Annotated in this window: 23 protein-coding genes and 1 riboswitch; of the genes, 6 read left to right on the top strand and 17 right to left on the bottom strand. The window is 62.0% G+C overall.

Annotated features, from left to right (window positions below):
- Positions 1–177: 177 nt before the first annotated feature.
- The 12 genes from PSEUDOMOFG3G_RS05125 to cobO form a co-directional block, all read right to left on the bottom strand.
- On the bottom strand, positions 178–1386 hold the full coding sequence (locus PSEUDOMOFG3G_RS05125; RefSeq protein WP_076383765.1) for an MFS transporter: 1209 nt from the start codon (positions 1384–1386) through the stop codon (positions 178–180).
- 52 nt (positions 1387–1438) lie between these two features.
- The gene (locus PSEUDOMOFG3G_RS05120) at positions 1439–1843 is read right to left on the bottom strand and encodes a MarR family winged helix-turn-helix transcriptional regulator (protein WP_047228709.1); all 405 of its coding nucleotides are present in this window, start codon (positions 1841–1843) and stop codon (positions 1439–1441) included.
- An 85-nt stretch (positions 1844–1928) separates the two neighbouring features.
- Entirely contained in the window at positions 1929–2666 is a 738-nt protein-coding gene (locus tag PSEUDOMOFG3G_RS05115; protein WP_139049377.1) for an adenosylcobinamide-GDP ribazoletransferase, read from the bottom strand.
- Positions 2667–2668: 2 nt separating this feature from the next.
- Positions 2669–3244 (bottom strand): alpha-ribazole phosphatase family protein, encoded by a 576-nt coding sequence (cobC, locus tag PSEUDOMOFG3G_RS05110; protein ID WP_139049376.1) that lies wholly within the window; start codon positions 3242–3244, stop codon positions 2669–2671.
- The gene (gene cobT / locus PSEUDOMOFG3G_RS05105) at positions 3241–4296 is read right to left on the bottom strand and encodes a nicotinate-nucleotide--dimethylbenzimidazole phosphoribosyltransferase (RefSeq protein WP_076383762.1); all 1056 of its coding nucleotides are present in this window, start codon (positions 4294–4296) and stop codon (positions 3241–3243) included. Before cobT ends, cobC begins: the two co-directional genes overlap by 4 nt.
- Positions 4293–4814 (bottom strand): bifunctional adenosylcobinamide kinase/adenosylcobinamide-phosphate guanylyltransferase, encoded by a 522-nt coding sequence (gene cobU / locus PSEUDOMOFG3G_RS05100; protein ID WP_139049375.1) that lies wholly within the window; start codon positions 4812–4814, stop codon positions 4293–4295. The genes cobT and cobU overlap by 4 nt, the downstream gene beginning before the upstream one ends.
- A gap of 133 nt (positions 4815–4947) precedes the next feature.
- Positions 4948–6399 carry a cobyric acid synthase gene (locus PSEUDOMOFG3G_RS05095; RefSeq protein WP_139049374.1) on the bottom strand — a complete coding sequence of 484 codons (1452 nt, stop codon included), beginning with the start codon at positions 6397–6399 and terminating at the stop codon, positions 4948–4950.
- A complete protein-coding gene (gene cobD, locus PSEUDOMOFG3G_RS05090) occupies positions 6396–7388 on the bottom strand; it encodes a threonine-phosphate decarboxylase CobD (protein ID WP_139049373.1) in 993 nt (330 codons plus the stop codon). The genes PSEUDOMOFG3G_RS05095 and cobD overlap by 4 nt, the downstream gene beginning before the upstream one ends.
- Positions 7381–8289, bottom strand: a complete 909-nt coding sequence (gene cbiB, locus PSEUDOMOFG3G_RS05085) for an adenosylcobinamide-phosphate synthase CbiB (RefSeq protein ID WP_076383759.1) — start codon at positions 8287–8289, stop codon at positions 7381–7383. Before cbiB ends, cobD begins: the two co-directional genes overlap by 8 nt.
- Positions 8286–8936 carry a 5,6-dimethylbenzimidazole synthase gene (gene bluB / locus PSEUDOMOFG3G_RS05080; RefSeq protein ID WP_139049372.1) on the bottom strand — a complete coding sequence of 217 codons (651 nt, stop codon included), beginning with the start codon at positions 8934–8936 and terminating at the stop codon, positions 8286–8288. The genes cbiB and bluB overlap by 4 nt, the downstream gene beginning before the upstream one ends.
- Positions 8933–10327 (bottom strand): cobyrinate a,c-diamide synthase, encoded by a 1395-nt coding sequence (locus tag PSEUDOMOFG3G_RS05075; RefSeq protein WP_139049371.1) that lies wholly within the window; start codon positions 10325–10327, stop codon positions 8933–8935. The genes bluB and PSEUDOMOFG3G_RS05075 overlap by 4 nt, the downstream gene beginning before the upstream one ends.
- The gene (cobO, locus tag PSEUDOMOFG3G_RS05070) at positions 10324–10935 is read right to left on the bottom strand and encodes a cob(I)yrinic acid a,c-diamide adenosyltransferase (RefSeq protein WP_139049370.1); all 612 of its coding nucleotides are present in this window, start codon (positions 10933–10935) and stop codon (positions 10324–10326) included. The genes PSEUDOMOFG3G_RS05075 and cobO overlap by 4 nt, the downstream gene beginning before the upstream one ends.
- 77 nt (positions 10936–11012) lie before the next feature.
- Positions 11013–11251, bottom strand: a riboswitch (cobalamin riboswitch).
- 159 nt (positions 11252–11410) lie between these two features.
- On the opposite strand from cobO, the gene PSEUDOMOFG3G_RS05065 reads away from it, so the two are divergent.
- The gene (locus PSEUDOMOFG3G_RS05065; RefSeq protein WP_047228720.1) at positions 11411–11995 is read left to right on the top strand and encodes a hypothetical protein; all 585 of its coding nucleotides are present in this window, start codon (positions 11411–11413) and stop codon (positions 11993–11995) included.
- Positions 11996–12062: 67 nt separating this feature from the next.
- Positions 12063–13373 (top strand): sorbosone dehydrogenase family protein, encoded by a 1311-nt coding sequence (locus tag PSEUDOMOFG3G_RS05060; protein WP_047228721.1) that lies wholly within the window; start codon positions 12063–12065, stop codon positions 13371–13373.
- A gap of 100 nt (positions 13374–13473) precedes the next feature.
- Here the strand turns inward: PSEUDOMOFG3G_RS05060 and PSEUDOMOFG3G_RS05055 are convergent, their stop codons facing one another.
- The 5 genes from PSEUDOMOFG3G_RS05055 to PSEUDOMOFG3G_RS05035 all read right to left on the bottom strand — a co-directional run bounded on the left by PSEUDOMOFG3G_RS05055 (position 13474) and on the right by PSEUDOMOFG3G_RS05035 (position 18060).
- On the bottom strand, positions 13474–14007 hold the full coding sequence (locus PSEUDOMOFG3G_RS05055) for a C40 family peptidase (RefSeq protein WP_047228722.1): 534 nt from the start codon (positions 14005–14007) through the stop codon (positions 13474–13476).
- A 165-nt stretch (positions 14008–14172) separates the two neighbouring features.
- The gene (locus PSEUDOMOFG3G_RS05050; RefSeq protein WP_047228723.1) at positions 14173–14799 is read right to left on the bottom strand and encodes a C40 family peptidase; all 627 of its coding nucleotides are present in this window, start codon (positions 14797–14799) and stop codon (positions 14173–14175) included.
- 211 nt (positions 14800–15010) lie between these two features.
- Positions 15011–15715, bottom strand: coding sequence for a DnaA regulatory inactivator Hda (hda, locus tag PSEUDOMOFG3G_RS05045; protein ID WP_003178999.1), 705 nt, complete (start codon positions 15713–15715; stop codon positions 15011–15013).
- 181 nt (positions 15716–15896) lie between these two features.
- Positions 15897–16970: an AI-2E family transporter gene (locus PSEUDOMOFG3G_RS05040; RefSeq protein ID WP_047228724.1), complete on the bottom strand. Its 1074-nt coding sequence runs from the start codon at positions 16968–16970 to the stop codon at positions 15897–15899.
- Positions 16971–17001: 31 nt separating this feature from the next.
- Entirely contained in the window at positions 17002–18060 is a 1059-nt protein-coding gene (locus PSEUDOMOFG3G_RS05035; protein ID WP_139049369.1) for a DUF2066 domain-containing protein, read from the bottom strand.
- Positions 18061–18425: 365 nt separating this feature from the next.
- Here PSEUDOMOFG3G_RS05035 and purM point away from each other — a divergent pair, with 365 nt between their 5' ends.
- From purM to PSEUDOMOFG3G_RS05015, 4 genes are all read left to right on the top strand, one after another.
- Positions 18426–19484 (top strand): phosphoribosylformylglycinamidine cyclo-ligase, encoded by a 1059-nt coding sequence (purM, locus tag PSEUDOMOFG3G_RS05030; protein WP_092457205.1) that lies wholly within the window; start codon positions 18426–18428, stop codon positions 19482–19484.
- Positions 19484–20146, top strand: coding sequence for a phosphoribosylglycinamide formyltransferase (gene purN, locus PSEUDOMOFG3G_RS05025; protein ID WP_139049368.1), 663 nt, complete (start codon positions 19484–19486; stop codon positions 20144–20146). Before purM ends, purN begins: the two co-directional genes overlap by 1 nt.
- 8 nt (positions 20147–20154) lie before the next feature.
- The gene (locus tag PSEUDOMOFG3G_RS05020; RefSeq protein ID WP_047228728.1) at positions 20155–20868 is read left to right on the top strand and encodes a DUF3108 domain-containing protein; all 714 of its coding nucleotides are present in this window, start codon (positions 20155–20157) and stop codon (positions 20866–20868) included.
- Between the two features lie 416 nt (positions 20869–21284).
- A complete protein-coding gene (locus PSEUDOMOFG3G_RS05015; RefSeq protein ID WP_047228729.1) occupies positions 21285–21479 on the top strand; it encodes a hypothetical protein in 195 nt (64 codons plus the stop codon).
- Positions 21480–21553 lie beyond the last annotated feature (74 nt).

The raw sequence follows: 21553 nt of genomic DNA, 5'->3' as shown, positions 1-21553 counted from the left end.
ATCTCCTTGAAAGCACGTCAGACCCCGACGTTACTCCCCCCTGCCCGGCGCCGTCCACCGCTCAGCAGGTGCCCATACCCAGTTGCATCAACGCCAGCCCGCCCTGATGCCACCCCCACCAGGCGACCACCAGCAGCAGGCCGGCACCGGCAGCAATCAACCACGGGCCTACGCGGCTCATGCCGCACCTGCCTGAACTTGCAGCCGCGCCACCGGACGCTCACGCACCGGCCAGTTCAACGCCGCCGCCAGCAGACTGAGCAGGATCGACACCTGCCAGATCAAGTCATAACTGCCGGTTCGGTCGTATACCACCCCACCCAGCCAGCCCCCCAGGAACGAACCTAACTGGTGGAACAGGAACACGATCCCACCCAACATTGAGAGATTTCGTACACCAAACAACGTCGCTACCGTGCCGTTGGTCAAAGGCACCGTCGACAGCCACAAAAAGCCCATCGCCATCCCGAACAGGTAAGCCGTGGTAGTCGTCACCGGCAACCACAGGAACAAGCCAATCACCACCGCCCGCAACAGGTACAACCCGGTCAGCAAGCGCGGCTTGGACATCCGACCGCCCAACCAGCCTGCGGTGTAGGTGCCGAAGATATTGAACAGGCCGACCAGGGCCAGCACGGTCGTGCCGACGCTGGCCGCCAGGTGCTGGTCCACCAGATAGGCCGGCAAATGCACGCCAATGAATACCACTTGGAACCCACAGACAAAAAAGCCAACCGCCAGCAGCCAGAAGCCGGAGTGGCTGCAGGCCTCGCGCAGCGCTTCGGACAAGGTTTGCTCATGACCGGTCAGCGGCGCAGGGGTGTCCTTGAGCATGCTCACCAGCGGCACGATCAGCGCCACCAGCAGCCCCAGCGCCAACAGCGCGGCAGACCAGCCGAGCCAGCCAATCAGCCCCAGCGTGCCCGGCAACATGGCGAATTGGCCGAAGGAGCCGGCAGCGCTGGCGATCCCCATGCCCATGCTGCGTTTTTCCGGCGGCACAGCACGCCCGACCACGCCGAGGATCACCGAAAACGACGTGCCGGACAGACCGATACCAATCAACAGACCCGCGCTCAATGAAAGCGACCATGGCGAGTCGGCCATGCCCATGAAGACCAGACCGAGGGCATACAGCACGCCACCGATGAGCACGACTTTCGCGGCACCGAAGCGGTCGGCCAGCGCCCCGGTAAAGGGTTGCGCCAAGCCCCAGATCAAGTTCTGCAAGGCAATGGCGAAGGCAAACACCTCACGACCCCAGCCAAACTCGGCGCTCATCGGCGCCAGAAACAGCCCGAAGCCATGCCGTACACCCAGGGACAACGCCAGGATCAGCGCGCCGCCCACCAGAACCCAACCACAGGTACGCCACATCGATGTCATTATTATTCTCCGGTCACGGGTATATACCCGCTTATCTTCGAACGAACCGGCTTCACGCCAGTTCATCCAGCAAGGCCAGCAACGTTGCGCGCTTTTCGGCGCCCAGCTTATCGATCAATCGTTGTTGCGCCGCTTCCCAGGCCGGCAACGCCGCCGCCAGCCGGGCATGCCCGGCTTCAGTGAGTTCGACAATGCGATTGCGCAAGTCTTCACCTTCGGCCAGCGCCACCAGCCCCTCACCTTCCAGTACCCGCAGGTTGCGCCCCAGGGTGCTGCGGTCCAGGCCCATGGCCTCGGCCAGGGAAGAGATACTCGGTTGGTCCAGGCGCGCCAGGTTGCTCAGCAAGGAATACTGGGCGACGTTGATCCCGAAGCCGTCGAGGGCGCCGTCGTAATACCTGCTGACGCCCCGAGCAGCGCGACGCAGGTTGATGCACAAACATTGGGAGGCAAGCATAGTGCGTGTATATACCCGCGATTAAGTGAATGCAAATTTTAATTCAGGAAATTTCAAACTGAATCCCCAGCCAGACAGGTAGCGCTCAATTCCAGATCAGCACCAGCCCCACCAACACCACCATTTCAAGCAGCTCCAGCAAGGCGCCTGCCGTATCCCCGGTACAACCTCCCAGCCTGCGCAACATCATCTGGCGCAACCCGATAAATACCGTTAGAGCGATGACCAGCGCCGATACCCCGACCCAGCCCGCCACCAGCACGCCCCCCAGCGCACAGGCCAGCAATACCTGCCAGCCGCTGTGGCGCGGCAGATGGTCGGCGAGCGCCTGCCCTAACCCGCCGGCACGCACGTATGGGGTGGTCAGGAATAACCCCAGCAACGCGCCACGCCCCAACACCGGCACGATGATCAATGCCAGGGTTTGTCGCTGCTCGATCAGGGCCAGCAATGCGGCGAATTTGAGCAGCAGCACCAACACCAGCGTAATCACCGCAATCGGCCCGCTGCGAGGGTCTTTCATGATCAGCAGCGTACGCTCGCGATCGCCAAAACCGCCGAGCCAGGCATCCGCGCTGTCGGCCAGCCCGTCCAGGTGCAGGCCGCCGCTAAGCAGCACCCAAGCGGTGAGCAACAGGGCTCCATGGAGCAGCAGCGGCGTGCCAAGCAACAGGGCATCAAGCCCCCACAACAAGCCTCCGAACAACAGACCTACCAGCGGATAAAACAGCAACGAACGCCCCAACTGCGCAGGCTCAGGCATGCCCGGCAAGCGAACCGGCAGGCTGCTCAGGAACTGCAAGGCGATCCAGAACGCCAGCATCTTCAGCCCTCTTCCTTCAACACCGAACCAGGCGACACCCGAAGAGAAAACAGCGCGCCATGAGCCACTTCTACATTGAGCAACTGCTCCCGAGGCAGACCGCGGGCTCGCGCCAGCAGCAAGCGCATCACCCCGCCATGGCTGACCAGCAATACGCGCTGCCCTGCATACGCGGTCCTCAGGCGTTCAACCGCCGCCAGGACTCGCTTCGAAAACTCCAGCACCGGCTCGCCGTCTGGCGGGGTGAATGCGTAGGGATCGGCCCAAAAGCGGCCCAGCGCCTCGGCGTCGGTGTCCATCAACGCCGCCGCGCTGCAGCCTTCCCAGGCGCCGAAATGCAGCTCCTGCAGATCCTTGTCCAAGTGCACCGGCAAATCGAACTGGACGCCGAGTTGCTCAGTGAAACGAGCGCAGCGCTGCAACGGTGAACTCACCAGCCGATCCCAAGGCCCGCCCGCCGCGACCGCCTCGCGCATCTGCTGCCAGCCCCTGTCCGTCAAGGCATCGTCGAGGCTGCCACGCAGCCCGCCGCCCAGTTCGGTCTCGCCGTGGCGCAGCAGGTCCAGGTGCAAAGTCATGCCGGGCGATCCGCCACAGCCGCTTCGGCAAACGTCGCCATCTGCCCGTGAAGATCACACGCCAGGCGCAACAGCGGCACCGCCAACGCCGCACCACTGCCCTCACCCAGGCGCAGGCCCAGGTCAATGAGCGGCTCAGCGCCGAGGGTTTCCAGAACGTGCCGATGCCCCGGCTCGGCACCGCGATGGCCGAACAACAGCCATTGCCTGCATTGAGGATTGAGACGCACCGCCACCAGTGCTGCGACGCTGCAGATGAAACCATCCACCAGCACCGCAACGCCCTGCTGGGCGCAGGCCAGATACGCGCCAGCCAACGCTGCGATTTCAAACCCGCCCAGGTTGAACAGTGTTTGCAGTGGATCGTTACGCTGTGCACCGTGCAACGCCAGGGCGCGCTCGATGACTTGAGCCTTGCGGCTGACACCCGCGGCGTCCAGCCCGGTGCCCGGCCCGACCAGGTGAGTCACCGGGCAGTCAAGCAAGGCACAGGCCAGGGCACTGGCCGCCGTGGTGTTGCCGATGCCCATTTCGCCGCCGATGAACAGCTGCGTTCCGGCGGCGACCGCGCGCAGCACACTGTCACGTCCGGCCAGCAATGCCTGCTCGCCTTGGGTCACGGTCATCGCCGGCCCCTGCACGAAATTCGCGGTACCTGGCCCCACGTTCAGATGCCGCACACCGGGTAGCGCCAGCGAAGGCGTCACAGTGCCCAGGTCAACCACTTCCAACGAGGCGCCCAGTTGCCGCGCCAATACACTGATCGCCGCGCCGCCGCTGACGAAATTGAGGAGCATCTGCCCGGTGACTTCCTGGGGATAGGCCGATACGCCTTCGGCCACCACACCATGATCACCTGCGAAAATTGCGATCCAGAGTTGATCCAGGCTCGGCTTGACCTGCCCTTGCAAACCCGCCAGTTGCACCGCCACTGCCTCGAGTCGCCCCAGGGAGCCGGCCGGCTTGGTCAGTTGTTGCTGACGGACCGCAGCCTGCTCCAGGGCCTGGGTGTCGAGGGGCTTGCACGGGTCCAGCCACCAGCGATGATTCATAACGCAGTACCTTTGAGAGTCAGGGGCAGGCCGGCAACGGTCAGTACGACGCGCTGGCAACGTTCGGCCAAAGCTTGATGCAGCCAACCGGCTTCATCGACATAACGGCGAGTCAACTCGCCCAGCGGCACGACACCCATTCCGGTCTCGTTGCTGACAAAAATGATTTCGCCCGGCAGCGCGCCAACGCACTCCAGCAGGGCGTCACGCTCGGCGTTCAACTGCTCGGGGTTGTCGAGCATCAGCAGATTGGTCAGCCACAGGGTCAGGCAATCCACCAACAGGCAGTGCCCTGAACCTGCGTTATCGCGCAGCACCCGCGCCAGGGCCAACGGCTCCTCCACCAGCGCCCATTCGGCCGGACGGCGAGCGCGGTGTTGGGCGACCCGTTCGTTCATCTCGCCGTCCAGGGGTTGGCTGGTGGCGATGTAGGTGACGGGCAATCGGCTGTCTGTGGCGAGCTTTTCGGCCAGGCGACTCTTACCGGAGCGGGCGCCGCCGAGGATCAGTTGCAGCATGTTTTTTACCTTTCAAATTGGCCGTGTTGCTGCCGGCTTCATCGCGAGCAGGCTCGCTCCCACAGTGGTTGTGCGATGCACACAAGTCCCTTGTGGGAGCGAGCCTGCTCGCGATGAGGCCAGTGCAGCCACCCTAGATCCCACACAGCTCACGCAACAGCCCGATATCCAAATGCCGCTCCACCAGATCCGCCAACCGCTCGATGTCCCGCTCGCGCAACCCGTGGTAGTCCACCGCCTGCACATTCTGCAACCCGGCCCAACGCAACAAGGCGCTGCTGGCCGCCGCTGACTCGAACAGCCCATGCAGATAGGTGCCGAAAATCTGTCCATCCAGACTCTGGGCGCCATCACAACGCCCGTCATCCAACTGCACCGCCGGGTTTTCCAATGCCGGGCCTGAGGTTACACCGGCATGGATTTCATACCCGCTGACCTCGGCCTCTTCCAGGGCCAGTCGACCGCGCACATTGCGCAACTGCTTCTCGTGTTCCAGGGTCGTTTCGAAAGCCAGCAAGCCCAGCCCGGTGCTGGAGCCCGCGGCCCCTTCCAGCCCCAGCGGATCGTGGACCTGCTGGCCGAGCATCTGCAGACCACCGCAGATGCCTAGCAACTTGCCTCCATAACGCAGGTGACGATGGATGGCCGTCTCCCAACCGTTGGCGCGCAGGTAGGCCAGGTCACTGCGCACGCTCTTTGAACCCGGCAGGATGATCAAGTCAGCCGCGGGAATGGGCTGGCCTGGGCCGATGAATTGCAGATCGACCTGCGGATGCAGGCGCAGCGGATCGAAATCGGTGTGGTTGCTGATGCGCGGCAATACCGGCACCACTACCTTGAGCACCTGCTCGGCCTTGTCGGCCTGCCGTTGATCGAGACCGTCCTCGGCTTCCAGATGCAGGTCCATCACGTACGGCAACACGCCAATCACCGGTTTGCCGGTGCGCGCCTCAAGCCAGTCCAGGCCCGGTTGCAGCAGGGCGATGTCGCCGCGAAAACGGTTGATGATGAAGCCCTTGACCCGCGCCTGTTCGCTGGGCGAAAGCAGCTCCAGGGTACCCACAAGGTGGGCGAAGACGCCGCCGCGATTGATATCGGCAATCAGCAGCACCGGACAGTCCACCGCCTCGGCAAAGCCCATGTTGGCAATGTCACCGGCGCGCAGATTGATCTCCGCCGGGGAACCCGCGCCCTCCACCATCACCACCGGATACGCCGCGCTCAAACGTTCGTGGGAGGCCAGCACCGCTTGCATCGCGATGGCTTTGTAATCGTGATAGGCCACCGCATTCATGGTGGTGACGGCGCGGCCATGGATAATGACCTGGGCACCGGTGTCGCTGTTGGGCTTGAGCAGCACCGGGTTCATGTCGGTATGCGGTTGGAGACCGGCCGCCTGGGCCTGCACGGCCTGGGCACGGCCGATTTCGCCGCCATCGGCCGTTACCGCGCTGTTGAGTGCCATGTTCTGTGGTTTGAACGGCACCACGCTCACCCCCTGACGCCTGACCCAGCGGCACAACGCCGTGACGAGAGTGCTTTTGCCGGCATCGGACGTGGTGCCCTGCACCATTACAGTGGTCATTGGATGTCCTTGGCGTAGGCCTCGAAAGCTTGCTCGAGGCGCAGGAATTCACCGTCATCGGCCGGCAACCCGAAGCGCAGGCTGCTGGTATGGGTAAACAAGCGCAGAAGAATGCCGCGCTGGGCCATGAAATCGTAAAGTGCCTGGGCGTGCTCAGTGACCAGCCATTGGAACAACCCGCAGCCGCCCTGAGGCTTGAAGCCGTGGCGTTCGAGCGTCAGCGCCAGGCGCTGACTAGTGTCTTCGCAGCGTTGGCGCTGGCGGGCCTGGGCGTCGCTGTCCAGCAGGCACGCCTGGCCCACCACCCGGGTCGGCCCGCTGACGGCCCACGGCCCGACTTGTTCGGCGAGCAACTTGAGCAAATGGCGCTCGGCCAATACAAATCCCAGGCGAACCCCGGCCAGGCCAAAAAACTTGCCGAACGAACGCAGCACGATCAATCCGACCTGATGGGCATGGGCGGCCAGGCTCAGTTGTGGCGTAACATCCATGAACGCTTCATCCACCACCAGCCAGCCACCGCGCTGGGCCAGTCGGGCATGCCAATCCAGCAAGCGCTCGGGGCTCAACAGCAAGCCCGTGGGGTTGTTGGGGTTGACCACCACCAGCACGTCAAGGCTGTCGAGGAAGAAGTCCACCTCCGGCTCCAGCACTTCACGCACGATGTAACCACTGCGGCGCCAGGCTTCGGCGTGTTCGGCGTAACAGGGTGAGAGGACGCCGACCTTGCCGGCCCGGCGCAGGCGCGGCAAGAGTTGGATGGCCATCTGCGAACCCGCCACCGGCAGCACATGCATGGCGCCGTAATAATCGCAGGCGGCCTGTTCCAACCCGTCATCGGTCTCAGGCAGGCGTGCCCAGGCCCGCGGTGCAATCGCCGGCACGTCGAACGGCCAGGGCGCCAGGCCGCTGGACAGATCCAGCCAGTGCGCCTCGGCAATCGCGTATTGCCGGGCCGCGTTGCGCAGGCGCCCACCGTGCTCAAGCATAAAACTCAGCTCCCAGGCAGAGAATCAGCAACCACAACCATACGCCACGCTGGACCAGTTGCCAGCCGCGATCAATGGCGTCGGCGTTCGCCGGCGCGCCTTCGCCCAAGGGCGGACGTTGATGCAATTGGCCGTGATACACCGCCGCGCCACCCAGTTCGACCCCCAGCGCACCCGCGCCGGCGGCCATCACGGGCCCGGCATTGGGACTGTCCCAGGTCGGGCCCTGAGTGCGCCAGCACTTGAGCGCCAGGCGGGTTTTTCCAAGCACGGCGTAAGTCAGCGCCACCAGGCGCGCCGGAATGTAGTTGAGCCCATCATCGATCTTGGCCGCTGCCCAACCGAAACGCTCAAAGCGCTCGTTGCGATAGCCCCACATGGCGTCGAGGGTATTGCTCAGGCGGTATAACACCACACCAGGCGCGCCCGCGACGGCGAACCAGAACAGCGCGGCGAACACCGCGTCGCTGCCGTTCTCCAGCACCGACTCAGTGGCGGCACGGGCAACGGCAGTCTCATCCAGTTCGGCGGTTTCGCGACTGACCAGATAGCCGACCCGCCGGCGCGCTTCATCCAGATCCCCGCCGCGCAGAGCCCGGGCCACTGGCTCGACATGCTCCCCGAGACTGCGCAGGCCAAGGGCAAGGTACAGCGCCAGGATTTCCACCAGCCAGCCCACCAACGGCGCCCAGGACAGCGCCGTCGCGAGCAGGGTCAACGGCACCACGGCGATGATCCACGCCGTCACGCCATGGCTGCGCCAGCCACGCCCGCCGGAGTTGAAACGCTGTTCGATACGATCGGCAAAGCGACCGAACGCCACCAGCGGATGCCAGCGTCGGGGTTCGCCCAACAGCGCATCCAGCGCCACCGCGGCAGCACTGAGCAACGCCACACTCATGGGCTTACTCCCCAATGGTTTTCGTAGAGCAATTCATCCAGCGCACGCGGCTGCGCCCAGCCTTCCAAGGCAAGCATCGGTGCCGGGTAAAACCCCTCGACCGGTCCCAGGCACAATATTGCCAGCGGTTTGGCGCCGGCGGGCAGGCCCAACAGCTCGGCCAGGGCCTGGGGCTCGAACAGCGAAACCCAGCCCATCCCCAGCCCTTCGGCGCGAGAGGCCAGCCACAGATTCTGGATCGCGCAAGACAGCGAGGCCAGGTCCATTTCCGGCAGGGTTCGTCGACCGAAGACATAGCGCTCGCGATCATCCATCAACGCCGCCACCAGCACTTCGGCGCAGTCGTTGAGACCTTCGACCTTGAGCTTCATGAATTCATCGCTGCGCTCACCCAGGGCCTCGGCGGTGCGGATGCGTTCCTGTTCCACCAGTTGACGGATTTGCCCACGCAAGGCGCGGTCGCTGATGCGAATGAACCGCCACGGCTGCATCAGACCCACACTGGGGGCTTGATGCGCGGCTTCCAGAAGGCGACGCAGCAACGCTGGCTCAACGGTGCCGCCGGTGAAGTGGCGCATGTCGCGGCGTTCGGCGATGGCCCGGTAGACGGCATCGCGTTCGGCCTGAGAGAAAGCGGTGTCTGTCATGGCCGCTTCGCGAGCAGGCTCGCTCCCACAGGGGTCAGGTGATCGGAGGTGGGAGCGAGCCTGTTTGCGATAGCGGCCTCAGGATCAGGTGCAAACAGCGCGGCAATCGCCCTTGGATTCGACGGAAAATAGAAGTGCACATAGGAAGCCGTCATCCGACCCTGCCGGAAAACCGCCTCCGCGCCACGCCCGCCATTGGGACTATGACCTCGGGCAATCGGCTCCAGCCCGGTGCTGGTGAGGGAATGATGATAGGTATGCCCGCGCAAAGTGCCCTCCGGCAACTCCACCGATTGCAGCGCCAGGGCCGCCAGACGCTTTTGCATCTGCGCGTCACCGGCCAGCAACCCAAGCAGCTCGGCGCGGGTGCCGTCCACATCCGTCAACGAGTCCAACAGATAAAGCATGCCGCCGCATTCAGCCAGCAAGGGTTTGCCTGCTTGATGGTGCGCGCGGATCGCCGCCAGCATCGGCGCGTTTTGCGCCAGCGCAACATGGTGCAATTCCGGATAGCCACCGGGCAGATACAGGCTGTCCGCCGCCGGCAGTTCGCTGTCATGAATAGGTGAAAAGAAGCTCAGTTGCGCGCCCATGGCTCGCAACAAATCAAGGCTGGCGCCATAGGTGAAGGCGAACGCTTCATCCCGGGCCACGGCGATGCGCACACCTTCCAGCCACGGCTGCGCGGCAATCACCGCTGGCGCGACGAACTCCACAGCCGGCGGCAACGCCACTTCACAACTGCCAGCCAAGGCATCGGCGGCGGCGTCGAGGCGCAGGTCCAGATCATTCAATTCACTGGCCTGGACCAACCCAAGGTGGCGACTTGGCAGCTCGATACCGGTTTCCCGTGACAGGGCGCCGTACCAGCGCAGGCCTTCGGTCAGGCTGCCTTCGAGCAACTGCGCATGACGCAAGGTGCCGACCCGATTGGCCAGTACCCCGGCGAAAGGCAAGTCCGGCTGATACCGCGCCAGGCCCAGGGCCAGGGCACCGAAGGTCTGGGCCATGGCCGTGCCATCGATCACCGCCAGCACCGGCACGCCGAAGTGCCGGGCCAGATCGGCACTCGATGGCGTGCCATCGAACAGCCCCATCACCCCTTCGATCAGAATCAAGTCGGCTTCGGCAGCAGCTTCCCACAACAATCGACGACTCTCCTGCTCGCCGACCATCCACATGTCCAGTTGGTAGACCGGCGCGCCGCTGGCCCGCTCCAGGATCATCGGGTCGAGGAAATCAGGCCCGCACTTGAAGACCCGCACCCTGCGTCCCTGCTTACGGTGCAAGCGGGCCAGGGCGGCGGTGACCGTGGTTTTGCCCTGCCCGGAAGCAGGAGCGGCGATCAGCACCGCCGGGCAGTGACGACTCGCCAAGGGAACATCGCTCACAGTTCGACGCCCTTCTGCGCCTTGATACCCGCTTGGAACGCGTGCTTGATCATGCCCATTTCGGTGACGGTGTCGGCCAGTTCAATCAATTCCGGCTTGGCGCCGCGACCGGTCACCACCACATGCTGCATCGGCGGACGGGCCTGCAAGTCGCTCAACACCTGGTCCAGGTCAAGGTAACCGTGCTTGAGGGCAATGTTGAGTTCATCGAGCACCACCAGGCCTATGGACGGGTCGCTCAACAATTGACGCGAAACTGCCCAGGCCGCTTCAGCCGCGGCGATGTCGCGCTGGCGATCCTGGGTTTCCCAAGTGAAGCCTTCGCCCATGACATGAAAGCGCACCTTCTCCGGGAAGCGACGGAAAAACAGCTCTTCACCGGTGCTGTTACGCCCCTTGATGAACTGCACCACGCCGCATTGCATGCCATGGCCCATGGACCGGGCCAGCATGCCGAACGCAGAACTGCTCTTACCCTTGCCGTTGCCGGTCAGCACCAGCAGCAGGCCACATTCGTTTGGCGAGTTGGCGATGCGCTCGTCGATCACGGCTTTCTTGCGCAGCATGCGCGCCAGGTGGCGTTCGTCGCGATCGGGGGTGTGGGTCATGGGAGCTCTCCGTTGGGATTGGATAACGGCGGGCGGGCACAAAAAAGACGGCAACAAGCCTGGCATCGCCCACCGTGATGCCGTTGGATGAATCAGGCCGGTCTCCGGGCTCATGAGCGGCGTGATGCCGGGCTGCGCGCCTTCCCATGTCGTACGGACACAGTGGCTGGTGGCCTGTGTAGTGCCAGGCGCAGCGTTGACTCATTTACCGTTGCGGGGGCAGCGCCGGGTTCGTATGCACTCACCGGCTTCCCTGTTTCACTCTGTCGACCCAACGATCGCCCGGTCACAGAGCACCTGAAACAAGCCGCGAAGGTTAGAGGGTTGGGGGTGGAGCGTCAATTAAAGCCGGCACAGGTTCAACAGCGGACATTGGCCCTGATCAATAAAATGACGCCAATCTTGTGCCATGCTGCGGCAAGTGATATCAAATAGGCATCACGACCCGATATCACAATAACAAGAGGGCAAAAGCATGCAAGGCATGATCATCAGCAATCCAAAACTGGAATTCCTGCGCCCGGTGCTGGAACGCTGGTTTGACTGTATCGACCGTTACAACGCCGTGCGCGGCGATAACGACACACCTTACTGGTTCGATGAAAAAGCCAATCTTGGCTTGCTCTCGGCCGCAGCCTGGATGGCCGAGATGGTCACGCTGCAGAACACCCCCACTCGCAAACAGAATGAAGAAGGCGAACGCAACGTCAGCGCCGATCTGTTCATCGCCGGCACCGAGGAGCGTGCTTTCATCCAGGCCACTCAACGCTGGCCGAAGGTCAAGAACCTCAATCTCACCCAGCCGCTGCTCGACATCACCAGCGACGCCAAACGTATCAGCTATTCCAGTGACCTGCGATTGGGCTGCCTGTTCGTCGCACCGCAAAAGGCCCAGCAGAGCGCCACGCCGGAAGAACTGCAGGACATGATCGATGAACTGCAGAAGGAAAATACCTGCGCCGTGGCCTGGTACTTCCCTTATGCCTATCGCAAGTTGCGCAATGAGGCCGGGCAGTATCATCCGGGCATCGCCGTGCTGTTCAAGCAGGCCCACGGCTGACCGGTTGAACCATCGCGGGTCTAAGCTTCTCTATGAATAACCACCATGCACTCATAGGGAAGCCCGCATGCTCAAGCCACCACACCTTCTGATCGTCGCATTGGCCGCAGGGCTTGTTGCTTGCGGCGAGTCCTCCACACTTCAGGTTTCCGACGGCACTGGCCCCTCGCCAAAACTGCCGGAACCGAACAAGACCCTGATCCCCACCGTCAACATTGCCGAGGCTATCGGCTGGCCGGATGGCGCCAAACCTACCCCGGCCCAGGGCCTGCAAGTGGGCGCATTCGCCGAAGGGCTGGATCATCCACGCTGGCTCTACGTGCTACCCAACGGTGACGTGCTGGTGGCAGAAACCAACGCACCGCCCAAACCGGACGACTCCAAAGGCATTCGTGGCTGGGTCATGGAGAAAGTCATGGGCCGCGCCGGTGCGGGGGTGCCCAGCCCCAATCGCATTACCCTGTTGCGTGATGCCAATCATGACGGCATCGCCGAAACCCGTACGGTCTTTCTGGAAAACCTCAATTCACCGTTCGGCATGACACTGGTGGGCAATGATCTGTACGTGGCCGACACCGACCGACTGATTCGCTTCCCTTATAAAGAGGGCGATACGCAAATCAAGGCGCAGCCGACCAAGGTCGTCGACCTGCCGGGTGGCACGCTCAATCACCACTGGACCAAAAACGTGATCGCCAGCCAGGACGGCAGCAAGCTGTACGTCACTACCGGTTCGAACAGCAATGTCGGGGAAAACGGCATGGAGGCCGAGGAAGGCCGCGCGGCCATCTGGGAAGTGGACCGTGCCAGCGGCAATCACCGCATCTTCGCCTCGGGCCTGCGCAACCCCAACGGCCTGGCCTGGGAGCCGCGCAGTGGCGCGCTATGGACCGCGGTGAATGAGCGCGATGAGATCGGCAGCGACCTGGTCCCGGACTACATCACCTCAGTCAAGGACGGCGCCTTCTATGGTTGGCCCTATAGCTATTACGGGCAGCACGTCGATAAGCGGGTCGAGCCACAAAAACCGGAACTGGTGGCCAAGGCCATCGCCCCGGATTACGCCGTCGGCCCACACACCGCGTCACTGGGGCTGACGTTCGCCGAAGGCAGCACCTTGCCAGCGCCGTTTACCGAAGGGGCTTTCATCGGGCAGCACGGCTCATGGAACCGTAAACCCCACAGCGGCTATAAAGTGATTTTCGTACCCTTCAACGCCGGCAAGCCGGTGGGGCAACCGGTGGATGTGCTGACCGGTTTCCTGAATGCAGATGAAAAAGCCCAAGGCCGACCAGTGGGTGTGGTGATCGACAAACAGGGCGGGCTGTTGGTGGCAGATGATGTGGGGAACAAGATTTGGCGGGTTTGGGCTAAATAACCGCTGAAGAAGCTGACCTGAACACTGGAACCTGTGGCGAGGGATTGTTCTCTCGCCACAAGAGCTCTGCTGAGCCGGCGCAAAAAGCGAACTTGAATCGTCAGGGATTACGCGCCAGATGCGCCGGTTGCAGCACACGCTTGGCACTGAGATAGGCTTTCTGCCAATAAGCCTTGGACAGGCTATCGAGCTTGACCGTACCCCCGGTCGCTGGCGCGTGGACGAAACGCCCCTCCCCGACATAGATCCCGGCATGGCTGACCTGAGAGCCACCGTTGGTGGCGAAGAAAATCAAATCACCGGTCTGCAACGCCTCCTTACCGACACTCGGGGCGCGCATACCAATCATCTCGCGGGTGGAACGCGGCAGGGAGATACCGGCCGCATCGCGATACACATAGCCGATCAGGCCACTGCAATCAAAGCCTGAATCCGGCGTATTACCGCCCCAACGATAGGGTGTCCCCACCAACCCCAGCGCCCGGAACAGCACGTCTTCGGCAACCGGGGAAAAGCTTTGCGCGGGTGCGAATACCACCGGAGCCCGCACGGGCGCAGGTGGCGGAGTACGGCTGGCGCAAGCGCTGAGCAGCGCGGCAAGGAGCATGAGAGCGAGGCGGGCCGACGTCGACATATGCAGAACAATCCTGATCTGGATGCGGCTTTTCTGCCGTGGGCATGAAAACAAAGCCGCCTGCGGAGTACGCAGGCGGATTGCCATCAATCAATGATCATGGATTCTAGCGGCTATGAGGCAAACTTCAAGTAAGACTTTAAGTTTGCCTTACAAACTGTGAGCTTACTTGCGAGCAGTGACCACGGTCGGTGCCATCGCGAGTGCGCGCTTGGCTTCGATGAAGGTCTTGCTCCAGTAGCTGTCGCCCAGGCTGTCGATTCGCACGCCACCGCTGCGACGGCTGCTGGAATGGATGAACTGGTTGTCACCCAGGTAGATACCGGCGTGACTGACGCGACCACGACGACCGTTGGTAGCGAAGAACAGCAGGTCGCCCGGCTCAAGCTCGTTACGAGCAACCAGCGGGGCCTTCACGTTGATCATTTCGCGAGTGGAGCGCGGCAGGCTCATGCCAGCCTCTTCGCGAAACAGATACCCGATGAAACCGCTGCAATCGAAGCCGGCCTCGGAGGAACCGCCAAAACGATAGCGGGTACCGATCAAGGACATGCCCCGCTCCAGGATGCTGTCAGCCAGCACCGGAAGCTGATAAGGCTTGCTGCCGGCGAAGTCTGCCAGCTCTTTGTCGGTGGCCATTTCTTCCTCAAGTGCAACAGAGGAAGACTGGGCAGTAACGGAATTTTGAACCTGTGGTTGTTGCGCTTGCTGGGACACTGGAGAGTGGGCAGCACAACCGAACAACAGGGTAACGAGTGCGAGAGGCACCAGGGGTGCGAAGCGACTTAGCATGGGCACGACCGTGGCTGAAGTTGTAAAGATGGCGAGACTATGCCCACTATCAAGCTCATTTGCAAATTCAATCGATGCAAATGTGACTTCTCGGTTTTAGGTTTACATCTAAGCGCCCCAACCGTTTTCAACCCTCTGCAGCCTGCAGCCCAGAAGGGACGCGGGCTGTGCCGTGGTAGAAACAGGCTATAAGCCACTATTGCTGCGACTTCTACCAGCCAAGGGTTTCTTTCAAAAAAGGGATGGTCAGCTTGCGCTGGGCCTGAAGCGACGCCTGGTCGAGACGTTCGAGCAGTTCGAACAACGCGCTCATGCTGCGGGTGCCGCGGGTAAGGATGAAGTGCCCGACCTCATCGGTCAGGTGCAGGCCACGCCGGGAAGCGCGCAACTGCAATGCACGGAGCTTGTCTTCATCGGAGAGCGGGCGCATCTGGAAAATCAGCGCCAGGGTGAGACGGGACTTGAGATCGGCCAGCTTCACCGGCAGCTCCCGCGGCGACGTCGATGCAGCAATCAGCAAACGCCGGCCGCTGTCGCGTAACCGGTTGAACAGGTGAAACAGCGCTTCTTCCCAATCAGCCTTGCCGGCCACCGCCTGAAGATCATCCAGGCAGACCAGTTCGTACTGTTCAAGATTGTCGAGGATCTCTACGCCGCGATCCAGCAACTCGGCCAATGGCAGATACACCGCCGGCTCACCCAATTGCTCGAACCGCAGGCAAGCGGCCTGCAACAGATGCGTGCGCCCCACCCCGTCCTTGCCCCACAGATAAATCAGGCTCTCGGTCCAGCCGGCGTCGGCTTCGCAAAGCCGCTCGACATAGCCGAGTGCAGCGGCATTGGCGCCTGGGTAGTAGTTGATAAAGGTGGCGTCATCACGCAGACGCACACCTAGGGGCAGCTGAATCGGTTTCATGCTGACTGAACAGTTCCAAAAGAACCGTTAGTGGCCTCTGTGTAAAGTGCGCAAAGTTTATACCCGTGACGCGGACCGCACAATGCGCCGGACCACGAGCAAAATCAAAGGTTTGCAGCGACAGAACGATGGAGCGACGGTTTCCCTGACGCTGGGACAACCGCCGCGCCCGCCATTGGCGCTATAGCTCGGGGTCTTCGACGCCACTGTAGATGTCTGAATCCTTGTACAGATCGTGCATATGACGCACCAGCACCATGATCACCGCCGCCACCGGCAGCGCCAGCAGGACCCCGGTAAAACCGAACAACTCACCCCCTGCCAGGATCGCAAAGATCACCGCCACTGGATGCAGGCCGATGCGATCACCCACCAGCAACGGTGTCAGCACCATGCCTTCCAGCGCTTGCCCGACCATGAACACCGCCACGATGCCGACCATCGGGTACAGATCACCGCCAAACTGGAACAAGCCGGCAATCAACGCCGCGCCGATACCGATGACGAAGCCCATATAGGGCACGATGGCCGCAAGCCCGGCGATCAAGCCGATCAATAGCCCCAGCTCCAGGCCCACCAGCATCAATCCCGCCGCATAGATGAAGCCCAGCGCCACCATCACCAACAATTGCCCTCGCACAAACGCCCCCAACACTTCATGGCATTCGCCGGTCAGGGTCATGATGCGTTCTTCACGATGGCGTGGCAGCAGGCTGCGAATCTTGGCCATCATCAAGTCCCAGTCGCGCAGCAGATAAAAAGCCACCACCGGAATCAACACCAGGTTCGCCAGCCAACCGATCAACGCCAGCCCCGAGGCTGTGGCCTGGCTCAACACCACACCGACGATGTCAGAGGTCTGGCCCATATGCTCGCTGATGGCCGCCTTGACCTTGTCGAACTTCCAGAAGCCTTCAGCCAACCCCAGCCTCGACTGCACCCACGGCACGGCAGTGTGCTGTAACCAGTCGAGCATCTGCGGCGCCAGCTCGTACAGGCGCATCAGTTGCTTGGCCAGCATCGGTATCAGCACCAGCATCAGAGCAATGACAATCAAGATGATCAGCCCAAACACCGACACCACGCCCCAGGTCCTGGACAGGCCGAGTTTTTCCAGGCGATCTACCAGTGGGTCGAACAGATAGGCCAGGAGCAACGCAACCAGGAACGGCGTGAGGATCGGATGCAGCAAATAGATGAACACAAACAGCAGGGCGACCCCACCCAACCAGAACCAACGCCGCGTATCGCCCATGAACCACTCCTAGCTATATAAGAAAGAAAAACTACCAGCGAAACCGCAGGTTGGCGGTCGGCGCTGGCGCTGGCGCGGCGGCCGGAATGGAGCCATCAGCGGCTGGCTGGGGTACTGGCACTGGCGCGACGGCTTCGCCGGCAGGAATTTCCTGCAGTTTCGCCAGGGCCAATTGCGCTTTCAACTGTTCGGCGCTGCCCTTGACCCGATAAATGATCCGGTCCCCTTCAACCCGCTGCAACTGCCCACCGAACGGCTCGATCAAACGCCCAAGCGCCGCATAACGCTCCAGGTTCATGCCCTGCACTTCCAGCAGCTGCTCGGTGGCCACGCCCGGCTTGGTAACGAAACGCGGCGCCAGGCGTTGACTCACCGCCAGCATCACCGCATCAGCCAGGGCGGCAGGGTCGGCGCCCTGGGCATTGCCCTGCTCGCGCTGGTCACCCTGCCACAAGCGCCAGGTCGCCTGCCATTGGCCGCCCTCTTCCTTGGCATGGACCGCCAGCAAGGCGTCTGCACCATAACGCTGCGATGCCTCGCGCAGCGGGGCCGGATCACTGCCTTCCAGGTTTGGTGCGGTAGCAACGATCTGCTCGCTCAAATCCGCCAGGGGCAGGTGCAGCGGCAGGCCGCGGTGCTGGGCGGCGCGGCGCAGTGGCTCGGCACTGCCCTGGCCATCGCCTACCAGGTTGGAACCTTCAGCCGAGTCGTTCAGCCACCAGCCCAGGATCGCAGGCCGATTCGCGCCCCACAGCGACAAGCCCGCCGAGCGCAAGGCCCGGTCAGTGCTCGCTGGATCGAAATCCACCTTGAGGCTTTCCGGCGGCCCGGCGTCGTAACCATATTGAAGAATGATCTGCTGGGGATCCTTGCGGATCGCCGCCAGACCGGGATTCTGCGCGGCCTCGGCATCGCCGGTCAGGCGCAGCACCAGCGTGTCGAGGGCGCGCAAAGTCGCCTGGTCACGCTCTTGCGGGGCCTGGCTGCTGACCGGCTCGAGCACCTGATAGAGGCTATTGAGGTTTTCGGCATGGCTCGCCACGCTGATCAACGACAGGCAGCCCACAGACAAGAGTTTGAAAAAACGCATGGAAGATTCCCGGACATAACGGCTGGAACAGGCCGTGTGAAGAAAATTGAGCATGGCTGTGACCACAGCACCTGGCAAAACATTCACACACCCGCTGGAAGTTTCGCACTGTCATAACCATAGCCGGTTACCGCTACACCTTATACAGACGCATCGCGCAGCACCAATAGGAGAAATATCGGTTTTTTTCCAAGGATATGTCCCTGCCCGTCGGCGCGAGGATGGCCGCTGCCCCTCAAGCCTGATAAAATCGCGCGCCTTCGCAGACCGGCAATGGCTGGGCACCCGGAATAATTCGTACAACGGTTATTCAATGGCCCCGGCGGTCGGTCGTTACCCAGAAATCCCCCCTAAAGGCCTGGATCATGAGCAAGCAACCCTCCCTGAGCTACAAGGACGCCGGTGTAGACATCGACGCCGGTGAAGCATTGGTCGAACGCATCAAGAGCGTCGCCAAGCGCACTGCGCGCCCGGAAGTCATGGGCGGCCTGGGCGGTTTCGGCGCCCTCTGCGAGATCCCGGCCGGCTACAAGCAACCGGTGCTGGTTTCGGGCACTGACGGCGTCGGCACCAAACTGCGTCTGGCCCTGAACCTGAACAAGCACGACAGCATCGGCATCGACCTGGTGGCCATGTGCGTGAACGACCTGGTGGTGTGCGGCGCCGAGCCGCTGTTCTTCCTCGACTACTACGCCACCGGCAAACTGAACGTCGACACCGCCGCCCAGGTGGTAACCGGCATTGGCGCCGGCTGCGAGCTGTCCGGCTGCTCCCTGGTCGGCGGCGAAACCGCTGAAATGCCAGGCATGTACGAAGGCGAAGACTACGACCTGGCCGGCTTCTGCGTCGGTGTCGTGGAAAAATCCGAAATCATCGACGGTTCGAAAGTCGCCACTGGCGATGCCCTGCTCGCCCTGCCATCGTCCGGCCCGCACTCCAACGGTTACTCGCTGATCCGCAAGATCATCGAAGTCTCGGGTGCCGACATCGAGAACACCCAGCTCGACGGCAAGCCACTGGCCGACCTGCTGATGGCCCCGACCCGCATCTACGTCAAGCCGCTGCTCAAGCTGATCAAGGACACCGGCGCCGTCAAGGCCATGGCCCACATCACCGGTGGCGGCCTGCTGGACAACATCCCGCGCGTACTGCCAAAAGGCGCCCAGGCGGTAGTTGACGTGGCGAGCTGGACCCGTCCGGCCGTGTTCGACTGGCTGCAAGAGAAAGGCAACGTCGATGAAACCGAAATGCACCGCGTGCTGAACTGCGGCGTAGGCATGGTGATCTGCGTGGCCCAGGAGCACGTTGAAACGGCCCTGAATGTACTGCGTGAAGCCGGCGAGCAACCTTGGGTCATCGGCCAGATCAGTACCGCCGCCGAAGGCGCTGCCCAGGTCGAGCTGAAAAACCTTAAGGCTCACTGATGCAAGAACAGAAGCCTGCAACCTGTGATGTCGTGGTGCTGTTGTCCGGCACCGGCAGCAACTTGCAGGCCCTGATCGACAGCACGCGAACCGGCGATAGCCCGGTCCGCATCCGCGCGGTGATTTCCAACCGCGCCGATGCCTACGGCCTGCAACGCGCCAGGGATGCGGGTATCGACACCCGCGTCCTGGATCACAAAGCGTTCGATGGCCGCGAAGCCTTCGATGCCGCGCTGATCGAACAGATCGACATGTTCAATCCGCAACTGGTGGTCCTGGCCGGCTTCATGCGCATCCTCAGCGCCGGCTTCGTGCGTCACTACCAGGGCCGCCTGTTCAATATCCATCCATCGCTGCTGCCCAAATACAAAGGGTTACACACTCACCAGCGCGCGCTGGAGGCCGGAGACACGGAGCATGGCTGCTCGGTGCACTTCGTCACCGAGGAACTCGATGGCGGACCACTGGTCGTACAGGCAGTAATACCGGTAGAGTTGCACGACACGCCGCAAAGCCTGGCCCAACGGGTTCACGCCCGGGAACACCAGATCTACCCGATGGCCGTGCGTTGGTTTGCCGAAGGCCGGCTGACCCTCGACGATCGCGGTGCCTCACTGGACGGCCAGTTGCTCGCCGCCAGCGGCCATTTGATTCGATACTAGGAGATTTTATGCGTCGCGCCCTGCTCTTCGCTTGCGCTCTGCTTGCCCTGCCCCTGGCACAGGCCGCAGACCTTCAACCGTTCTCCGCCAGCTACACCGCCGACTGGAAACAGCTGCCCATGAGCGGCACCGCCGAGCGCAGCCTGACCAAAGAGGCCAACGGCACCTGGAAGCTGAGCTTCAAGGCTTCGATGATGATCGCCAGCCTGACGGAAGAAAGCACCCTGACCCTGGACAAGGACACACTGCTGCCACAGTCCTACCACTTTGAACGTGGCGGCTTGGGCAAGGCCAAGAAAGCCGACCTGGATTTCGACTGGAACACGAAGATGGTCACCGGCACCGATCGCGGCGATCCGGTCAAACTGCCACTCAACCGTGGCATGGTCGATAAATCCACTTATCAGTTGGCCCTGCAGCACGACGTGGCGGCCGGCAAGAAAAGCATGAGTTATCAGGTTGTCGATGATGGCGAGATCGACACCTACGACTTCCGCGTACTGGGCCCGGAGAAGGTCGATACCAAAGCCGGCCAGATCGACGCGATCAAGGTCGAGCGCGTGCGCGACCCGACAAAAAGCAAACGCATCACGGTGCTCTGGTTCGCCAAGGATTGGGATTACCTGCTGGTACGCCTGCAACAGGTCGAGACCGACGGCAAGGAGTACAACATCATGCTCCAGGACGGTACGGTCAACGGCAAGGCTGTCAAAGGCAGCTGATCCACACCGATATCAAGAGAAGCCCCGCCCAGTGCGGGGCTTTTTTATGCGCGGATTTCCTGAACACTAAAACTGCACCCGCGCAAAGTTAACCTGTGGAAGATGAATCGGTGGGAGCGAGCCTGCTCGCGATAGCGCTAGGTCAGCCGGCATCGGTATTGACTGATACACCGTTATCGCGAGCAGGCTCGCTCCCACAAGGTGACTGCCCGACATTTCACCCCCCCGAAACATGAAAACTTCTTCATGAAAAACACCCTGCGACCGAATGCCGCGCATTGCCTGACCTGCGGGATCGCTGAGTTTTTCATGAAATTTTCTTAACAGGCCCAGGCATTTACTTAGCCGGCTACCCAAATCTATAACAAAGTCCTGCACACGCCTTGCTGCAGATAACAGAGATTGGAGCTTGCAAGATGACTGTGAAAGTAACTGAACGCGATGACGCTCACATGTCCCACGAAGGTATTGCCGCCGGTATTCGCATCTGGGATGTACACCAACAGGACCTGCTGGTGGGGATGTTCCACTCCGAGACGGATGCCCATAACTACAAAGCCGAGCTGGAATGCCAGGAAAGGCAGCGCTCGGCTGAAATGACAGAATCCTGAACGATAAGCATCCCTGTGGGAGCGAGCCTGCTCGCGATAGCGGTGGATCAGCGACATCAATGTTGGCTGACAGA

This window comes from Pseudomonas sp. FG-3G, assembly GCF_901007645.1.
Lineage (GTDB): Bacteria > Pseudomonadota > Gammaproteobacteria > Pseudomonadales > Pseudomonadaceae > Aquipseudomonas > Aquipseudomonas rhizophila.
Note: the sequence above shows the minus strand (reverse complement) of the source record. Positions and strands in the feature narration are given on the sequence as shown.

Coding starts and splice junctions, on each gene's coding strand:
- PSEUDOMOFG3G_RS05125 (WP_076383765.1), bottom strand. CDS start 1,386: ATGACATCGATGTGGCGTACCTGTGGTTGGGTTCTGGTGGGCGGCGCG.
- PSEUDOMOFG3G_RS05120 (WP_047228709.1), bottom strand. CDS start 1,843: ATGCTTGCCTCCCAATGTTTGTGCATCAACCTGCGTCGCGCTGCTCGG.
- PSEUDOMOFG3G_RS05115 (WP_139049377.1), bottom strand. CDS start 2,666: ATGCTGGCGTTCTGGATCGCCTTGCAGTTCCTGAGCAGCCTGCCGGTT.
- cobC (WP_139049376.1), bottom strand. CDS start 3,244: ATGACTTTGCACCTGGACCTGCTGCGCCACGGCGAGACCGAACTGGGC.
- cobT (WP_076383762.1), bottom strand. CDS start 4,296: ATGAATCATCGCTGGTGGCTGGACCCGTGCAAGCCCCTCGACACCCAG.
- cobU (WP_139049375.1), bottom strand. CDS start 4,814: ATGCTGCAACTGATCCTCGGCGGCGCCCGCTCCGGTAAGAGTCGCCTG.
- PSEUDOMOFG3G_RS05095 (WP_139049374.1), bottom strand. CDS start 6,399: ATGACCACTGTAATGGTGCAGGGCACCACGTCCGATGCCGGCAAAAGC.
- cobD (WP_139049373.1), bottom strand. CDS start 7,388: ATGCTTGAGCACGGTGGGCGCCTGCGCAACGCGGCCCGGCAATACGCG.
- cbiB (WP_076383759.1), bottom strand. CDS start 8,289: ATGAGTGTGGCGTTGCTCAGTGCTGCCGCGGTGGCGCTGGATGCGCTG.
- bluB (WP_139049372.1), bottom strand. CDS start 8,936: ATGACAGACACCGCTTTCTCTCAGGCCGAACGCGATGCCGTCTACCGG.
- cobO (WP_139049370.1), bottom strand. CDS start 10,935: ATGACCCACACCCCCGATCGCGACGAACGCCACCTGGCGCGCATGCTG.
- PSEUDOMOFG3G_RS05065 (WP_047228720.1), top strand. CDS start 11,411: ATGCAAGGCATGATCATCAGCAATCCAAAACTGGAATTCCTGCGCCCG.
- PSEUDOMOFG3G_RS05060 (WP_047228721.1), top strand. CDS start 12,063: ATGCTCAAGCCACCACACCTTCTGATCGTCGCATTGGCCGCAGGGCTT.
- PSEUDOMOFG3G_RS05055 (WP_047228722.1), bottom strand. CDS start 14,007: ATGTCGACGTCGGCCCGCCTCGCTCTCATGCTCCTTGCCGCGCTGCTC.
- PSEUDOMOFG3G_RS05050 (WP_047228723.1), bottom strand. CDS start 14,799: ATGCTAAGTCGCTTCGCACCCCTGGTGCCTCTCGCACTCGTTACCCTG.
- hda (WP_003178999.1), bottom strand. CDS start 15,715: ATGAAACCGATTCAGCTGCCCCTAGGTGTGCGTCTGCGTGATGACGCC.
- PSEUDOMOFG3G_RS05040 (WP_047228724.1), bottom strand. CDS start 16,970: ATGGGCGATACGCGGCGTTGGTTCTGGTTGGGTGGGGTCGCCCTGCTG.
- PSEUDOMOFG3G_RS05035 (WP_139049369.1), bottom strand. CDS start 18,060: ATGCGTTTTTTCAAACTCTTGTCTGTGGGCTGCCTGTCGTTGATCAGC.
- purM (WP_092457205.1), top strand. CDS start 18,426: ATGAGCAAGCAACCCTCCCTGAGCTACAAGGACGCCGGTGTAGACATC.
- purN (WP_139049368.1), top strand. CDS start 19,484: ATGCAAGAACAGAAGCCTGCAACCTGTGATGTCGTGGTGCTGTTGTCC.
- PSEUDOMOFG3G_RS05020 (WP_047228728.1), top strand. CDS start 20,155: ATGCGTCGCGCCCTGCTCTTCGCTTGCGCTCTGCTTGCCCTGCCCCTG.
- PSEUDOMOFG3G_RS05015 (WP_047228729.1), top strand. CDS start 21,285: ATGACTGTGAAAGTAACTGAACGCGATGACGCTCACATGTCCCACGAA.